The following is a 14,902-nucleotide window of genomic DNA, read 5'->3' as shown; positions in this document are numbered from 1 at the left end:
GGCGATCAGGCGGTCGCGAGCCAGCGCTCGATGGTCGCGCGATCGCGGGCGCGCAGCAGCGCGGGCAGGCGCGATTGCAGTCGCGCGAGGTCGCAGTCGCGGATGCGCTTTCGCACTTCGAGCATCGTGCCCGGATGCAGGCTGAAGTCGGTGAGCCCCAGCGCAAGAAGCAGGGGCGCGTAATCGGGCGCCGCCGCCATTTCGCCGCAGACCGCGATCGACCGCCCACGGCGCTGCGCAAGGCGGATGACATCGCGCAGCACGCGGATCACCGCGGGATGCAGCGGCGTATAGAGCTTGCCCAGCCCTTCGTGATTGCGGTCGACGGCAAGCAGGTATTGCACGAGGTCGTTCGTGCCGACGGACAGGAAGTCGACCTCGTCGATGAAGGCCGGCAACGCGAGCGCGGCGGCCGGGACTTCGATCATTACGCCCAATGGGACGTCCTGGCCGATTTCGTGGCCTTCGTCGCGCAGCAGTGCACTCACGCGATCGACTTCGCGCCGCACCTCGCGCACTTCCTCCGCCGACGTCACCATCGGCACCAACAAACGGATGCGGCCATACGCGGATGCACGCAGCAGCGCACGCAGCTGCGTTTCGAACAGGCCACGACGCGCGAGCGACAGACGCACGCCGCGCAGCCCGAGCGCGGGATTGTGTTCGTCCCGCAGCGACAGGCCGGTGCGATCGGTCTTGTCCGCGCCGACGTCCAGCGTTCGGATCGTCACCGGCCGACCGTTCATGCCCATCACGACATCGCGATACGCGCGGAACTGTTCGTCCTCGTCGGGCAAAGCATTGCGCTGCAGGAACAGGAACTCGGTGCGATACAGCCCGACGCCCGCGGCACCGAGTGCATGCGCTTCGGCGACGTCTTCCTGCGATTCGGCATTCGCGAACAAGCGGATGTCGACGCCGTCGCGCGTGCGCGTCGGCTCGCGACGCAGGCGGGCGAGGGTACGCTTCTCGCGGACATGCCCCTTCTCGCGTTCGTTGTGCGCGCGCAGGTCGTCGGCATCGGGCTCGGCGACGACCAGCCCACTACCGCCGTCGAGGATCAGCGCATCGCCATCGTTGATTCGATCGAGCGCATCCGCACAGTCGACGATCAGCGGCATGTGCAGGCTGCGCGCGAGGATGGCGGTGTGGCCGAGCGCGCTGCCGCTCGTGGTGACCAGCCCGACGACACCCTGCGCCTGCAGCTGCGCCATTTCTGCCGGCGCCACGCTCTCGGCGACGAGGATCTCGCCGGCGAAGCCGCGCAGTTCGAAGTCGCGCCGATGCAGAGCGGCATGCACGCGACCGATGACTTGGTCGATGTCCTCGACGCGGCTCTTGAAGTAGGGGTCGTCCATCGCCTCGAACACCGCGGCGAGGCGATCGCGCTGCACGCGCAAGGCGTAGTCGGCGGTGAAGTGACGCGTGCGGACGAGTTCGTCGAGGCCGTGCAACAGCTCGGGGTCGTCGAGCATCAATGCATGCAGGTCGAGGAACTCGCCGACTTCCTGTGCAAGCGCGCCATGCAGCCGTGCACGCAGCTCGTGCATCTCCGCGCGCACGGCGTCGATGGCGCCGCGCAAGCGTGCGAGTTCTTCGTCAGCCGCGGCTGGCTCGATGTGCTGTTCGGCGATCTGCAACGCATGCGGCAGGCGGACGCGGGCCCGGCCGAGCACGGTGCCCCGCGATGCGCCCTGGCCGGACAGCGTCTGTCGCATGCGATCAGCTGCCTTCGTCGAAACCGCGTTCGAACAGCGCCTGCACGGCGTCGGCGGCGGTCTGTTCGTCTTCGCCTTCGATGCGCAGCTTCACCACCGTGCCTTGCCCGGCGGCGAGCAGCATCACGCCCATGATGCTTTTCGCGTTGACCTCGCGGCCTTTCGCGGTGAGCGTGCACGCGCTCTTGTAGTGCGACAGCGTCTGCACGAGCTTCGCGGTGGCGCGTGCGTGCAGGCCGAGGCGGTTGGAAACGGTGAGGTCGCGTTCGATCATGTCGGTCAGGCGTCGTCGAGTTGAACGCCGTTGCGGCCACCCGCGACGGCCACGGCGGGCAGCGCGTCGAGTTCGAGGTCGGCGTAGTTGAGAACGCGCAGCAGCATCGGAAGGTTGAGTGCGGACACGCGACGGATCGGCGTGCCCAGGCGGGAAAGTCGTGATGCGATGTTCGCCGGGCTGGCACCGAAGAGATCGGTCAGCACCAGCACGCCATCGCCGCTGTCGGCGCGCCGCAATGCGGCGCTGGCCATCGGCAGTACGGCATCGGGGTCGGCGTCGAAACCGACCTCGAACACTTCGATGCGCAGCGGCACAGGCATGAGCAGCCGCTCGGCGACGCCGCGCAGCGCGGTACCGATACCTTCGTGGGTGACGAGCAGGATGCCGACGGCCATGGCTCGACGTTAGCAGAGCGGCGTGACCGTCCGGAAGCGGCGGTTGGAACTTTGCCTAGTCGAGCTCGCGATGATGCACGGCGACTTCAGGCCAGCCCTGCGAGCGCGCGTGGTCGGCCATGCGTTCAGCGAGATACACCGAGCGATGCCGGCCACCGGAGCAGCCGAAAGCGACCGTCGCATAGCTGCGCGTGCTGTCGGCCTGCAGGCGCGGCAGCCATGCATCGAGGAAGCTACTGATCTGCGTGTAGAACGCTTGGACGTCCGGCTGCGTCATCAGGTAGTCGCGCACATCGGGATCGCGTCCGGACAGGGGGCGCAGCGACGGGATCCAGTGCGGGTTCGGTAGCGCGCGTGCGTCGAACACGAAGTCCGCATCGGCTGGAACGCCACGTCGATACGCGAACGATTCGAACATCAGCGACATACCGGTTTCGGCGCCGAGGCCGAATTCCGTGGTGACGTGACGTCGCAACTGGTGCACGTTCATTTCGCTGGTATCGACGATCGCGTCGGCCAGCTGTCGAAGCGAACGCAACACCTGCCGCTCGAGCGCGATCGCATCGGGTAGGGACAGCCCGAGTCGACTCAGCGGGTGGCGGCGACGCGTGTCGGCATAGCGCTTGAGCAATACGGGGTCGGCCGCGTCGAAGAACACGAGGCGCGGATCAAAGCCGAGGCCACCAACCGCCGCGAGCGCTTCGGGCACCTTGTCGAGTTCGTCGTGACGGTTGCGAACGTCGATGCCGACCGCGACTTTCGCCGGGCCGCCGTCCTCGCCACCCGTGATGTCGGCGACGAGCTGCGGAAGCAGCATCGCCGGAAGGTTGTCGACGCAGTAGAAGCCGAGGTCTTCGAACGTGTTGAGCGCGACGGACTTGCCGGAGCCGGACATCCCACTGACCAGCACCAGCGTGGCAAGCGACGGTGAACTCACGAGTCGCCCCGCTCGAGGAAGTGGCTGTGGCGCGCCATGAAGGCCGCCGCCGGGTCGACGCCCTTTGCTCGCAGGATATGCGTGCGCGTGGCGGCTTCGGTCAGCACGGAGAGGTTGCGACCGGCGATGACGGGCAGGGTGATCATGGGGACATCCAGGTCCAGGACGCGGCGCGCGCCGAGGTCGCCGGTGATGCGTTCGAGCCCACCGGGCCCGGGATGCAAGGACGGCTGCGTCAGGTGCACGATCAGCCGAAGATACTTGTTCCGTTTGACGGCCGTGTCACCGAACATCTGACGGATGTTCAGCACGCCGAGACCGCGCACTTCGAGCATGTCCTGCAGCAGGTCGGGACAGGTGCCGTCGAGCACGTCGGGCGCGATCTGGGTGAACTCGGGCGCGTCGTCGGCCACGAGCCGATGGCCGCGCGTCACCAGCTCCAGCGCGAGTTCGCTCTTGCCCGCACCGCTCTCGCCGGTGATCAGCACGCCGATCGAATAGATCTCCATGAAGACGCCATGCAGCGTCACCCGCGGCGCGAGCTTGCGCGCGAGGTGGTACTGCAGATGGTTCAGCAGCTCATGCCCGCGACGCGGTGAAACCCACAGCGGCGTATCGCTTTCCTCGGCCGCGAGTCGCAGGTCTTCCGGGCAGCGCTGGTCCTTGCTGATGACCAGCGCGAGCGGTCGGAACTGGATGATCTTCTCGATCGTTTCCCAGCGCGCGCGCGAGTCGAGTTCATCGAGCCACGCGAGTTCCTCCGTGCCGAGGATCTGCACGCGATTGGGATAGATGATGTTGAGATAGCCGGCGAGGGACGGACGTCGCGCGACGGTGTCGACCGATTCCAGCACACGCGACGTGCCGCGGCGCCCGGCCAGCCATCGCAGCTCGAGGCGTTCGAGTTGCTGGTCGTACAACTCCTGCGCGCTGATGCGTGCGTTCATGCGTCAGACTCGAGCAGGCGATGCGCGAGTTCGCGGTCGTCGCTCGCGTCGCGCAATGCGTCGCGAAAACTTTCGTCGGAAAAGCGCTGGGCGATTTCGCCGAGTTGCGCGAGGTGGCCGGCGACGTCGTCGTCCGGCACCGCCATCGCGAAGAGAAGGTCGACGGGGCGTGCGTCGGGCGCGGCGAACTGCACCGGTTCGGCCAGCCGCACGAATGCGCCGCGGGCGGCATCGAGGCTGCCCATGCGTGCGTGCGGGATTGCGACTCCGAAGCCGAGCGCCGTGCTGGCGAGCTTTTCGCGCGCGCGCAGGCGCTCGGCGAGTTCTGAAGCGGGAAGTCCGTGCCCTTCGACCGGCCTGGCCAGCAGCGTCGCCATGTGCTCGATCACGCGGTCGCGGTCGAGCGGGGCGTCGATTCGTTGGATGCGTTCGCGGCTGAGCAGGTCGGCAAAGGGCATGGAGTCAGGCGAGTTCGGCGCTGCGCGCGAGGCGCTCGCCGCGGTGGTGGTCGCTTCGCCGCTCCTTGTGCCTGAGCAGCCCACGGTCGAGTTTGTCGGCGAGCACGTCGATGGCGGCGTAGACATCCGCGCCTTCCGCGTCCGCGTGAAGTGTCCTGCCGGCCATGATCACCGTCGCCTCCGCGCACTGGCGTGTCTTTTCGACGAGAAGCACCGTGCGGACCTCGAACGGCTGGTCGATGTGTCGGCCCAGACGGTTGAACCGGGTGGCGACGTACTCCCGCAGGGCGGGGGTGACATCGATGTGCTGACCGTGGACTTCGATACGCATGGGCATCTCCAGGCTGTCGGCAGAGGCGGCCCGGTGGCCGCGGTCCCAGCATGTCACTTTCCCGGCTCCGCGATATGACGTTCGTCAAATACTGCGTTGCTCAGCTCATCCTCACGCGGTCCTGCGACGAAGGGATGCTCATGGCTTCCCGATATTTTGCCACCGTACGCCGCGCCACCGGCACGCCGGCGCTTTGCAGGGTCTCGGCCAGCCGCGCGTCGGACAAGGGTTTGCGCGGGTTTTCGGCGGAGATCAGCTGGCGGATCATCGACTGCACGGCCGCGCTCGATGTCTCCTCCGCCGTGCCGTTGCCCACGCTCGATGCGAAGAACGACCGCAGCGGCAACGTGCCGCGTGGCGTGCGTGCGTACTTGCGTGCGATGGCGCGCGAGACGGTGGATTCGTGAAGGCCGAGCTCGGCGGCGACTTCGCGCAGCGTGAGCGGTCGCAACGAGCCGTCACCGCATTCGAGGAACTGCAACTGGCGCTGCACCAGGCAACGCGCCACGCGCAGCAGCGTCTCGCCACGCGCTTCGACATTGCGCAGCAGCCAACGCGCTTCCTGCAACTGGCCGCGCAGGTACGTGGTATCCGCCGTTGAAGTGCGCCCAATCAGCGATTCGTAGCTTCGGTTGATGCGTAGCCGCGGACGGCTGAGGTCGGCGAGCGCGACGCGCCATGCGCCATGCTGCCGCCAGATCACGACGTCGGGCGTGACATAGCTTTCGGGCGCGACTTCGCCCAGCTGCGCGCCCGGACGAGGGTCCATCGACAGCAGCAATGCGATGGCGCATTCGACTTCGTCGACCGGCTCACCGAGCTCATGCGCAAGGCCATCGGCGCCGAGCCGCGGCAGGCGTTCGAGATGCGCGTCGGCGATGCGCAGTGCGATCGCGCGACCGGGCGTGTCCGGATCGAGCGCACCCAGCTGCACGCACAATGCTTCGGACACCGAACGCGCACCGACGCCGATCGGATCGAAGTGCTGCACCACATGCAGCACCGTCGCGACGTCTTCCACCGGCACCGGCGGATCCATCGTGTCGGCAATCGCCTCCAGCGGTTCGCGCAGGTAACCGTCGTCGGAAATCGCATCGATGATGGCGGCGCCGATCTGGCGATCGCGCGGCGACTGACTGCTGAGATGCAGCTGCCAGAGAAGATGGTCGTGTAGCGTTTCGCGGTCGGCGATCTGCTCGGCGAGCGAGCCGCCGTCGCCATCGCCGCTGTAACCATGGCCCGAGCCTTCGCCCCAGCCGTCGAGTTCCGAGTCCGTCCACGTTTCGAGTGCGGACCGATCGATCTCGACTTCGACATCCGCACTGTCGCCGTCCGGCGCCGCCGTATCGGGCGTGGTGATGACTTCGCCGCCTTCGTCCCACTCGAGCAGCGGGTTGCTCTCGACCGCTTCAGTGAGTTCCGCATCGAGTTCGACGGACGACAACTGCAGCAGGCGGATCGCCTGCCGCAGTTGCGGCGTCATCACAAGATGCTGGCCCAGCGAGGCCTGGAGGCGCGGTTTCATCGACATGCAAGGTACACGGCGTTCCGGTAAGACGTCAGCTTCGATCGCTGCCGCCGGTCGGGCGCTGAAACATTACAGTCGGAACGTTTCACCGAGGTAGACGCGGCGTACGTCGGGATTCGCGAGGATGGATTCGGGCGAACCCTGCGCGAGCACGGCACCCTCGTTCAGGATGTACGCACGGTCGCAGATGCCCAGCGTCTCGCGCACGTTATGGTCGGTGATCAGCACGCCGATGCCACGCTCGGTGAGGTGACGCACGATGCGCTGGATTTCGCCGACGGAAATCGGGTCGACGCCGGCGAACGGTTCGTCGAGCAGCATCATGCGCGGACGTGCGGCAAGGGCGCGTGCGATTTCGACGCGGCGTCGCTCGCCACCCGAGAGACTTGCGCCGATCTGGTCGGACACGTGCGCGACCTGCAACTCGTCGAGCAGCGATGCGAGTTCGCGCTCACGGCCCTTGCGATCGAGATCGGTGCGCAGTTCGAGCACAAGGCGGATGTTGTCGGCGACCGTGAGCTTGCGGAACACCGACGGTTCCTGTGGCAGGTAGCCGACGCCGTGCTTGGCGCGCGCATACATCGGCTGCGCGGTGATGTCCTGGCCGTCGAGCGTGATCTTGCCCGCATCGGCCGGCACCAGCCCGACGATCATGTAGAAGCACGTCGTCTTGCCCGCGCCGTTCGGGCCGAGCAGGCCGACGACTTCACCGGCTTCCAGCGTCAGGCCGAAATCGCGAACGACCTCGCGCGACTTGTACTTCTTGCGCAGACCCTCGGCCTTGAGCATCAGGGCGTGCCCGCGTTCTTCGGTGCGATGTGCATGTGCACGCGTCCACCGCCCGCGGCCGCGCCGCTCGCGACCTGTCCGGTGCGCATGTTGTAGTTCACGCGATCGCCGGTCAGCGTGCCGCGCGTCTGCTGCACGGTGACATTGCCGCTCAGCACCACCACGTCGGCCTTCATGTCGTAGTCCGCGGCGGCGGAAGTCGAACTCATCGGCGTGCCGTCGTCGAGCAGCTGGCTCATCTTCACCGGACCGCCGTTGAGCACCGCGCGCACGGCCCTCGCCGTTCTGCATCGTGATCTGCGCGCCACTGGACGTGATGTGCAACGTACCCTGCGTGATCGTGACGCCGCCACTGAGTACGGTCGGCCTGCTGTCGTCGGTCGAATAGGTCGCCGACCCGCTTTCGATGTCGATGCCCATGCGGCGATCGCTCGAACGAGCGAACGCGGAGCCCGCGACGAACACGAGGAGGAGCGCGACGACGGGCGCGAGGTCATTGCGACTTTTCATAACGGGCCTTGACGTTCTGGAGCTTCACCACGCGGTCGTCGAGTCTCGCGTCCATGCCGTGGCCATTCAGTATAAGTCCCGGTTGTTTCACGCTGACCGCCACTGCGGAGGTCGCGCGATTCGCATCCGGAAACACGTTGAGTTCCTGCGTATCCATGCGCACAGGATCGCCGCCGCTGCGCGTGCTGATCGCATGCACGTCGCCGCGGAGGCGGATCTCGTCGCCCTTGGCCGACACCCACGCGGTCTTGGAATCGACCGTCCACGGCGCATCGGTGCTGCCCGCGCGCGGCGGAATCACGAACACCGGCGTCTGCAAGGACAGCGTGTGCACCTCGGGCTGGCGTGTCAGCTTCGGGCCGCGCAGCGTGAACGACTCGCGGCCCTGCGCATCGAGCGACACCAGCTCGAAATCGTAAAGCGTGTAGTCGGAGCGGCCCGCTTCGAGCGGAAGATTGTCCGCCACATGCTGCCGCCACAGCGAAATGCCGACAGCGACCGCCGCGGCCGCAAGCACCAGCCCGAGTACCAAGCGCCAGTTCATGCCTGCGCTCCGAGCGGCGCGGGTGCATCGGCGACCAGTGCATCGATGATCGACTGCACGCGATCCTGCGCGTCGAGCACGAAATCGCAGAACTCGCGTGCGGCGCCGCGGCCGCCTTCGCGTTGCGATGTCCACGCTGCATCGCGACGGATCCATTCGTGCGCATCCGCCGGACATGCGGACAACCCGACGCCGCGCATCACCTTGAGGTCGGGCAGGTCATCGCCCATGAACGCGACTTCGTCGAGCGATACGCCGAGCGCATTCGCGATCTTCTCGACGCAGGCCAGCTTGTCCCCGATGCCCGAGCACGCACGCACGCCGAGTTCCGCGGCGCGTCGCTCCACGACCGGGCTCGTACGCGCAGTGATCAGCGCGACTTCGATACCCGCACGGCGCAGCAGCACGAGGCCCTGTCCGTCGTGCACATGGAATGCCTTCGCTTCGCCGCCGGCCGCGTCATAGATGAGGCGGCCGTCGGTCAGCGTGCCGTCGACGTCGAAGCACGCAAGGCGCACGCGTCGGGCGCGGTCGCGCAGATCGGCGAGGGCGGAGGTATCGGTCGTCATGCGTATCGGCCCTTAAACCACCCGGGCTCGCAACAGGTCGTGAATGTTGAGGGCGCCGACGACGCGGCCCTCACCATCGACGACCAGCAGGCCGTTGATCTTGTGTTGCTCCATGACATGCGCGGCTTCCACCGCGAGCACGTCCGCGTCGATGGTGCGCGGGTTCCGCGTCATCACCTGTGCGATGGAGGTGGAGCGCAAATCGAGCTGCGCATCGTCGAGCGTGCGACGCAGGTCGCCGTCGGTGAAGACGCCGAGCAGTCGTTGCGATTCGTCGGCGACCGCGGTGAGCCCGAGGCGCTTGTGGCTCATCTCCACCAGCGCTTCGCTGACGGATGCATCGGGGCGAACGATCGGCAGATCGTTACCCGCATGCATGACGTCCGCGATGTGCAGCAGAAGGCGACGACCCAGCGCGCCGGCGGGATGCGAACGCGCGAAATCGTCGGCAGTGAAGCCGCGTGCTTCGAGCAGCGCGACCGCGAGCGCATCGCCCATCGCGAGCGACGCGGTGGTGCTCGACGTCGGCGCGAGGTGCAGCGGGCAGGCCTCGGCCGGAACCGACACGTCGAGATGCACGTCGGCTTCGCGCGCCATCGTCGACGCCGCACGGCCGGTCATCGCGATTACGGCATTGCCCTGGCGCTTAAGCACCGGCATCAGGGTGAGGATTTCGTCGCTCTCGCCGGAGTAGGAGAGGGCGAGCACGACGTCGGCGTCGGTGATCATGCCGAGGTCGCCGTGCGCGGCTTCACCCGGATGCACGAAGAAGGAGGGCGTGCCGGTGGATGCCAGCGTCGCGGCGATCTTGCGGGCGATATGCCCGGACTTGCCCATGCCGACGCAGACCACGCGGCCGCGGGCCTGCAGCATCAGGCGGCAGGCGTCGGCAAAGCCGCCGTCGAGGCGAGCGGAAACGGCGGCGAGCGCCTCGGCCTCGACGGCGAAGACGCGGCGGCCGCTGGCCGGGAAGTCGATGTCGCCGGGCACCGGCGCGATGGGATCCGCCATTTCGGACGGGGGTCCTTTCGGCTAGGCTAAGTCGCTCAGTTTAAGCGGTTCAGGCGGCCCGCGCCCGCGGGACCGCCGCCCGCGTCGTTTCCGAAGGCCTCCCGTGAACCCCGACACCATCCGCCACCTCATCGAGCAGGGCCTGCCCGGCGCTCGCGCCGACGTCCGCGGCGACGACGGCGTGCATTTCGAAGCCACCGTCGTCAGCGACGCCTTCCGCGGCAAGCTGCCGCTGGCCCGGCACCGCATGGTCTACGCGACGCTCGGCGACCGCATGGGCGGCGAGATCCACGCCCTGCAGCTCAAGACCGTGACCCCCGAGGAAGCCGGCAACGCCGGCTGAGCCCCCGCGGCCCTCCCACTCCTTTCCAGACCCCATCCATGCAGAAGATCGTTGTCGAAGGCGGCGCGCCGCTGAACGGCGAAGTCCGTATTTCCGGTGCCAAGAACGCCGTCCTGCCGATCCTCTGCGCGACGCTGCTCGCCGACGGCCCGGTGACGCTGCGCAACGTGCCGCACCTGCACGACGTGCACACCACCGCGCGGCTGCTCGCCGAACTCGGTGCGCGCGTCGGCGACATCGGCCCCGGCGTGGTCACGGTCGACCCGACCACCGTGCACAGCCAGGTCGCCCCGTACGAACTGGTCAAGACGATGCGCGCGTCAGTGCTGGTGCTCGGGCCGCTGCTCGCGCGCTACGGCCACGCGGAAGTCTCGCTGCCCGGCGGCTGCGCGATCGGCTCGCGCCCCGTCGACCTGCACATCAAGGGCCTGCAGACGCTCGGTGCGCAGATCAGCGTCGAGAACGGCTTCATCAAGGCGCGCGCCGACAAGCTGGTCGGCGCACGCCACGTGTTCGACATCGTCAGCGTCGGCGCGACCGAGAACGTGCTGATGGCGGCGACGCTGGCCGAAGGCCGCACGGTGCTCGAGAACGCGGCCATGGAGCCGGAGATCGTGGACCTCGCGGACTTCCTGATCGCGATGGGCGCGAACATCACCGGCGCCGGCACCGGCCGCATCGTGGTCGAAGGCGTCGAACGCCTGCACAGCTGCGAACACACGGTCGTCGCCGATCGCATCGAAGCCGGCACCTTCCTCGTCGCCGCGGCGATGACGGGCGGCCGCGTGACGCTCACCCATACGCGTCCCGACACCATGGATGCCGTGCTCGACAAGCTGAAGGAAGCGGGCGCGGAGCTCGACTGCGATGGCGACCGCATCACGCTCGACATGAAGGGCCGACGCCCGCGTCCGGTGAACATCACCACCGCGCCGCACCCGGGCTTTCCCACCGACATGCAGGCGCAATTCATGGCGCTCAACTGCATTGCCGATGGCGTGGCGGTGATCAACGAAAACATCTTCGAAAACCGTTTCATGCACGTCAACGAGCTGGTGCGCCTCGGTGCGGACATCCACGTCGACGGGCATACCGCGGTGGTGCGTGGTGTCCCGCGCCTGAGCGGTGCACCGGTGATGGCGACCGATCTTCGCGCGTCCGCATCGCTGATCCTTGCCGGCCTCGTCGCCGATGGCGAGACGATCATCGACCGCATCTACCACCTGGATCGCGGCTACGAAAACATCGAGCAGAAGCTGTCCGGTGTCGGAGCGAAAATCTCGCGCATCAGCTGACGGGCTGCATCGCCGGAGACGAAAAAAGCCCCGCCGAAGCGGGGCTTTTTCTTTGCAGCAAACCGCGAGCGATTACTGCGCGATGCGCAGGTCGATCGTGTCGTTGCCGGCGGCCTGCATGATGCGCACCGGCACCGGGACACCGGCGACGACCCAGATCGTCGTCTTCTTGTCGCCCGACGTGCTCACCACCTTCGTGGCCTGCTGCGACTTGCCGTTGACCGTGATCGCTTCCTTGCCTGCGATCGCGTACGACAGGTCGCGTGCCTTGCCGTTCTCGACCAGACGGTAACGCAGCGGCTTGCCGGCCACCGCGTCACGCGCGATGGCGATGTTCACGAGCAACGCGTCGAGATCACCCTTCTGCAGCTTCACCGGGCCGGCGCGATCGGGCTTGACGTCGCCGGACCACGTTGCGACGCCCTTGGCCCAGTCGTACGTGGCCTTCTTGCTGGACTTCTTGATCAGCAGCTTGTTGGTGTCGCTGCCGGACAGCGGGCGCAGCACGCCGCCGTCCTCGTCGAACACCGTGGTCTGCACGAGGTCGGCGAGCTGGTTGCGGATCTCGAGCGTGTAGCGCCACTGGCCGTTGCCCGCCGATTCGATCGCCATGCGACCGGTGGCGTTCATGCCCATGTAGTTCGCCTGGTACGGCGCGCTGAAGGGCTGCGTCGCGAAGGCGGGCAGGGCGGCGAGGGCAAGCGAAGCGGCCAGCACGGCGCCGCGGAGGAACGTCTTCGTCATGTGGTCAGGCTCCCTTGTATTCGATGAGGCGCAGGTCATACGTGTCCTCGCCGTTTTCACGCTGAAGGATGCGGATGGGCGTCGGAACGCCATCCGCGACCCAGATGGAGGTCTGCTCGTCGCCCGACTGCACGCGGTCGACGCGCAACGCGCTGTACTGCAATTCCCCGACGCTGATGTCGTCCGGCTGCGTCGCCACCGTGTAGCGCTGCAGGCGCGCGCGACCGCTGTCGACGTACCGGTACTGCAGCGTCTGGCCCGGCTGCGCGTCCCGGATCACCGCAAGGTTGATCAGAAGCCCGCTCATGTCGCCCGCCTGCAGCGCGACCGGCGCCTGGCGGGTTTTCTTCATGTCGCCCGTCCAGACCGCACGTTGCGAGGCCCAATCGTAGACACCGGTCGTCTGCTTGCGCGTGAACAGCATCTTCCGGAGCGTGCTCTGGGAGAGGGGACGATAGGCGCCGTTCACCTCGTCAAAAACCGTGCTCTGCTGCGCGTTGAGGCCCGCGAGGCCGATCAGGCCCTTGCCGTCCATCACCAAGTCGACGCGCCAGTGGCTGCCGTCGGGCACGACCTGCAGCGTCGCGACGCCGAGGTCGCGGCCCCCGCGATAGACGTCGTAGGTCGCATGGAACGGCTGCATGGCCTGCGCGGGAAGCGCTGCGGCGAGCGATGCGATGGCGATGACGATTGCGATGAAGCGGCTCATGCGTCGATCTCCCGAAGATCCATGCCCGCTAATCGCAGCGGGCGCTGCAGCGGACGGCCGTCGAACTCTACGGATCCGCCGTGCAGGCGGAGGCGACGCGCGGCGAACAGCTGCAGCGTAGCGATGAGAAGCGGGTATTCGCGATCGAGTACGCGCGCACTCAGCGCCTCGGCATCGTCATGTGGCAACACGGGCACCGTCGCTTGCGCGATCACCGGCCCGCCATCGAGCTCGGCGGTGACGAAATGCACGCTGCAGCCGTGCTCCGACGCACCGGCCGCAAGCGCCTGATCATGCGTTCGCAGGCCCTTGTACAGCGGCAGCAGCGAGGGGTGGATATTGATCATGCGGCCGTGCCATGCCTCGACCTGGGCGGCGCCCAGCAGGCGCATGTATCCGGCGCAGACTATGAGGTCGGGCTGAACGGCGGCAATCGCATCGAAGAGCGCAACGTCGAATGCCTCGCGCGTTTCGAACTTCGATGGTGAGATCGCGATGGCTTCGATGCCGGCATCGCGCGCGCGATCTAGCGCTTTTGCGGTTCGTCGATCGGAGAAGACGCCGACCACGCGTGCGTCGAGCGCACCGTCGCCGATCGCATCGAGGACCGCTTGGAGATTGCTGCCGCGGCCGGAGGCGAGGACCGCCAGTCGCAGGGGCGTCGCCATCAGCCGATGCGCACGCGCTCGCCGGTCGCGCGTACGACCTGTCCGATCGCGCGATGCGCAAGGCCGACACGCTGCAGATCGTTCGACACCGCGCCGACATCGTTCGGCGCAACCACCAGCACGAAGCCGACACCGCAATTGAACGTGCGCCACATTTCTTCGTCGGCGACGGCGCCTTCGCGCTTGAGCCAGTTGAACACGGGCGGCAGCACGATCGCAGTGGCGTCGACGTGGACACCGAGGCCTTCCGGGATCGCGCGGATGATGTTTTCGCTGAGCCCACCGCCGGTGATATGCGCCATGGCGTGCAGGTCGTGCAAGCCGAGCAGCTCGAGGATGGGTTTGACGTAGAGCTGCGTCGGCGCCATCAGCGCATCGACGAGCTTGACGCCGCCGACGTCGAGATCGGCAGGGCGACCGGCGCGGTCGTAGATGCGGCGCACGAGCGAGTAACCGTTCGAATGCGGGCCCGACGACGCGATGCCCATCAGCACGTCGCCTTCGCGCACCTTCGAGCCGTCGATGATCTTCGACTTCTCGACGCCGGCCACGCAGAAGCCTGCGAGGTCATATTCGCCCGGCGGGTACATGTCGGGCATCTCGGCGGTCTCGCCGCCGATCAGTGCGCAGCCGGACAGTTCGCAGCCGCGCGCGATGCCGCCGACCACTGAGACCGTCGTTTCGACGTCGAGCTTGCCGGTCGCGAAATAGTCGAGGAAGAACAGCGGCTCGGCGCCCTGGACCAGCACGTCGTTCACGCACATGGCGACGAGGTCGATGCCGATCGTGTCGTGCCGGTTCAGCTGCTGGGCGAGCTTGAGCTTCGTGCCGACGCCGTCGGTACCGGAGACCAGCACGGGCTCCTTGTACTTGCCCGCGAGGTTGAACATCGCGCCGAAGCCGCCGAGCCCGCCCATCACCTCGGGGCGGAAGGAGCGCTTGACCAGCGGCTTGATGCGCTCGACGAGCTCGTTGCCGGCGTCGATGTCGACGCCCGCCTCCCGGTAGGTGAGCGGGGGGCGGCCAGTGGCGTCGTTCGACTGGGACACGGCGGTCTCGGAGGCGTCGGGGAAGCCCACGATTCTACCAGCGGCCGCGCCCTCGACCGGCCGGCGTGGACGTGCCGGCG

General features: G+C 67.4%; 19 protein-coding genes. 2 read left to right on the top strand and 17 right to left on the bottom strand.

Annotated elements, in window-relative coordinates:
• Nucleotides 1-5: 5 nt before the first annotated feature.
• From ptsP to ACVWWW_RS11890, 13 genes are all read right to left on the bottom strand, one after another.
• Entirely contained in the window at nt 6-1,718 is a 1,713-nt protein-coding gene (gene ptsP / locus ACVWWW_RS11950; protein ID WP_027083352.1) for a phosphoenolpyruvate--protein phosphotransferase, read from the bottom strand.
• 4 nt (nt 1,719-1,722) lie between these two features.
• Entirely contained in the window at nt 1,723-1,992 is a 270-nt protein-coding gene (locus ACVWWW_RS11945) for an HPr family phosphocarrier protein (RefSeq protein ID WP_027083353.1), read from the bottom strand.
• A gap of 5 nt (nt 1,993-1,997) precedes the next feature.
• Nucleotides 1,998-2,390, bottom strand: a complete 393-nt coding sequence (locus ACVWWW_RS11940) for a PTS sugar transporter subunit IIA (protein ID WP_027083354.1) — start codon at nt 2,388-2,390, stop codon at nt 1,998-2,000.
• 55 nt (nt 2,391-2,445) lie between these two features.
• Nucleotides 2,446-3,327 carry an RNase adapter RapZ gene (gene rapZ / locus ACVWWW_RS11935; protein ID WP_027083355.1) on the bottom strand — a complete coding sequence of 294 codons (882 nt, stop codon included), beginning with the start codon at nt 3,325-3,327 and terminating at the stop codon, nt 2,446-2,448.
• Entirely contained in the window at nt 3,324-4,274 is a 951-nt protein-coding gene (gene hprK, locus ACVWWW_RS11930; protein ID WP_027083356.1) for an HPr(Ser) kinase/phosphatase, read from the bottom strand. Before hprK ends, rapZ begins: the two co-directional genes overlap by 4 nt.
• Nucleotides 4,271-4,732: a PTS sugar transporter subunit IIA gene (locus ACVWWW_RS11925; RefSeq protein ID WP_027083357.1), complete on the bottom strand. Its 462-nt coding sequence runs from the start codon at nt 4,730-4,732 to the stop codon at nt 4,271-4,273. The genes hprK and ACVWWW_RS11925 overlap by 4 nt, the downstream gene beginning before the upstream one ends.
• Nucleotides 4,733-4,736: 4 nt before the next feature.
• The gene (hpf, locus tag ACVWWW_RS11920) at nt 4,737-5,063 is read right to left on the bottom strand and encodes a ribosome hibernation-promoting factor, HPF/YfiA family (protein WP_027083358.1); all 327 of its coding nucleotides are present in this window, start codon (nt 5,061-5,063) and stop codon (nt 4,737-4,739) included.
• Between the two features lie 100 nt (nt 5,064-5,163).
• The gene (locus ACVWWW_RS11915) at nt 5,164-6,588 is read right to left on the bottom strand and encodes an RNA polymerase factor sigma-54 (RefSeq protein ID WP_027083359.1); all 1,425 of its coding nucleotides are present in this window, start codon (nt 6,586-6,588) and stop codon (nt 5,164-5,166) included.
• Nucleotides 6,589-6,660: 72 nt separating this feature from the next.
• The gene (lptB, locus tag ACVWWW_RS11910) at nt 6,661-7,380 is read right to left on the bottom strand and encodes an LPS export ABC transporter ATP-binding protein (protein ID WP_027083360.1); all 720 of its coding nucleotides are present in this window, start codon (nt 7,378-7,380) and stop codon (nt 6,661-6,663) included.
• Nucleotides 7,380-7,652 carry an LptA/OstA family protein gene (locus tag ACVWWW_RS11905; protein WP_456998706.1) on the bottom strand — a complete coding sequence of 91 codons (273 nt, stop codon included), beginning with the start codon at nt 7,650-7,652 and terminating at the stop codon, nt 7,380-7,382. The genes lptB and ACVWWW_RS11905 overlap by 1 nt, the downstream gene beginning before the upstream one ends.
• Before the next feature lie 221 nt (nt 7,653-7,873).
• Nucleotides 7,874-8,434: an LPS export ABC transporter periplasmic protein LptC gene (gene lptC, locus ACVWWW_RS11900; RefSeq protein WP_027083361.1), complete on the bottom strand. Its 561-nt coding sequence runs from the start codon at nt 8,432-8,434 to the stop codon at nt 7,874-7,876.
• Complete coding sequence (locus tag ACVWWW_RS11895) at nt 8,431-9,003, bottom strand: HAD family hydrolase (RefSeq protein WP_051235252.1); 573 nt, start codon at nt 9,001-9,003, stop codon at nt 8,431-8,433. The genes lptC and ACVWWW_RS11895 overlap by 4 nt, the downstream gene beginning before the upstream one ends.
• Before the next feature lie 12 nt (nt 9,004-9,015).
• Nucleotides 9,016-10,014, bottom strand: coding sequence for a KpsF/GutQ family sugar-phosphate isomerase (locus ACVWWW_RS11890; protein WP_036142064.1), 999 nt, complete (start codon nt 10,012-10,014; stop codon nt 9,016-9,018).
• A gap of 103 nt (nt 10,015-10,117) precedes the next feature.
• On the opposite strand from ACVWWW_RS11890, the gene ACVWWW_RS11885 reads away from it, so the two are divergent.
• Both ACVWWW_RS11885 and murA read left to right on the top strand, forming a co-directional pair.
• Nucleotides 10,118-10,357, top strand: a complete 240-nt coding sequence (locus ACVWWW_RS11885; RefSeq protein WP_027083363.1) for a BolA family protein — start codon at nt 10,118-10,120, stop codon at nt 10,355-10,357.
• A 38-nt stretch (nt 10,358-10,395) separates the two neighbouring features.
• On the top strand, nt 10,396-11,652 hold the full coding sequence (gene murA / locus ACVWWW_RS11880) for a UDP-N-acetylglucosamine 1-carboxyvinyltransferase (protein WP_027083364.1): 1,257 nt from the start codon (nt 10,396-10,398) through the stop codon (nt 11,650-11,652).
• A gap of 72 nt (nt 11,653-11,724) precedes the next feature.
• On the opposite strand, the gene ACVWWW_RS11875 is transcribed toward murA, so the two are convergent.
• Genes ACVWWW_RS11875 through purM form a run of 4 tightly spaced genes read right to left on the bottom strand, consistent with a single transcriptional unit; the run spans nt 11,725 to nt 14,822 of the window.
• Nucleotides 11,725-12,396, bottom strand: a complete 672-nt coding sequence (locus ACVWWW_RS11875; RefSeq protein WP_027083365.1) for a DUF3108 domain-containing protein — start codon at nt 12,394-12,396, stop codon at nt 11,725-11,727.
• Nucleotides 12,397-12,400: 4 nt separating this feature from the next.
• Nucleotides 12,401-13,105 (bottom strand): DUF3108 domain-containing protein, encoded by a 705-nt coding sequence (locus ACVWWW_RS11870; RefSeq protein WP_051235254.1) that lies wholly within the window; start codon nt 13,103-13,105, stop codon nt 12,401-12,403.
• The gene (gene purN, locus ACVWWW_RS11865) at nt 13,102-13,773 is read right to left on the bottom strand and encodes a phosphoribosylglycinamide formyltransferase (protein ID WP_027083366.1); all 672 of its coding nucleotides are present in this window, start codon (nt 13,771-13,773) and stop codon (nt 13,102-13,104) included. Before purN ends, ACVWWW_RS11870 begins: the two co-directional genes overlap by 4 nt.
• A complete protein-coding gene (gene purM / locus ACVWWW_RS11860; RefSeq protein ID WP_027083367.1) occupies nt 13,773-14,822 on the bottom strand; it encodes a phosphoribosylformylglycinamidine cyclo-ligase in 1,050 nt (349 codons plus the stop codon). Before purM ends, purN begins: the two co-directional genes overlap by 1 nt.
• Nucleotides 14,823-14,902: the final 80 nt, after the last annotated feature.

Source organism: Lysobacter sp. HA18 (assembly GCF_054057595.1).
This window is presented reverse-complemented; position numbering and strand designations above follow the sequence as displayed.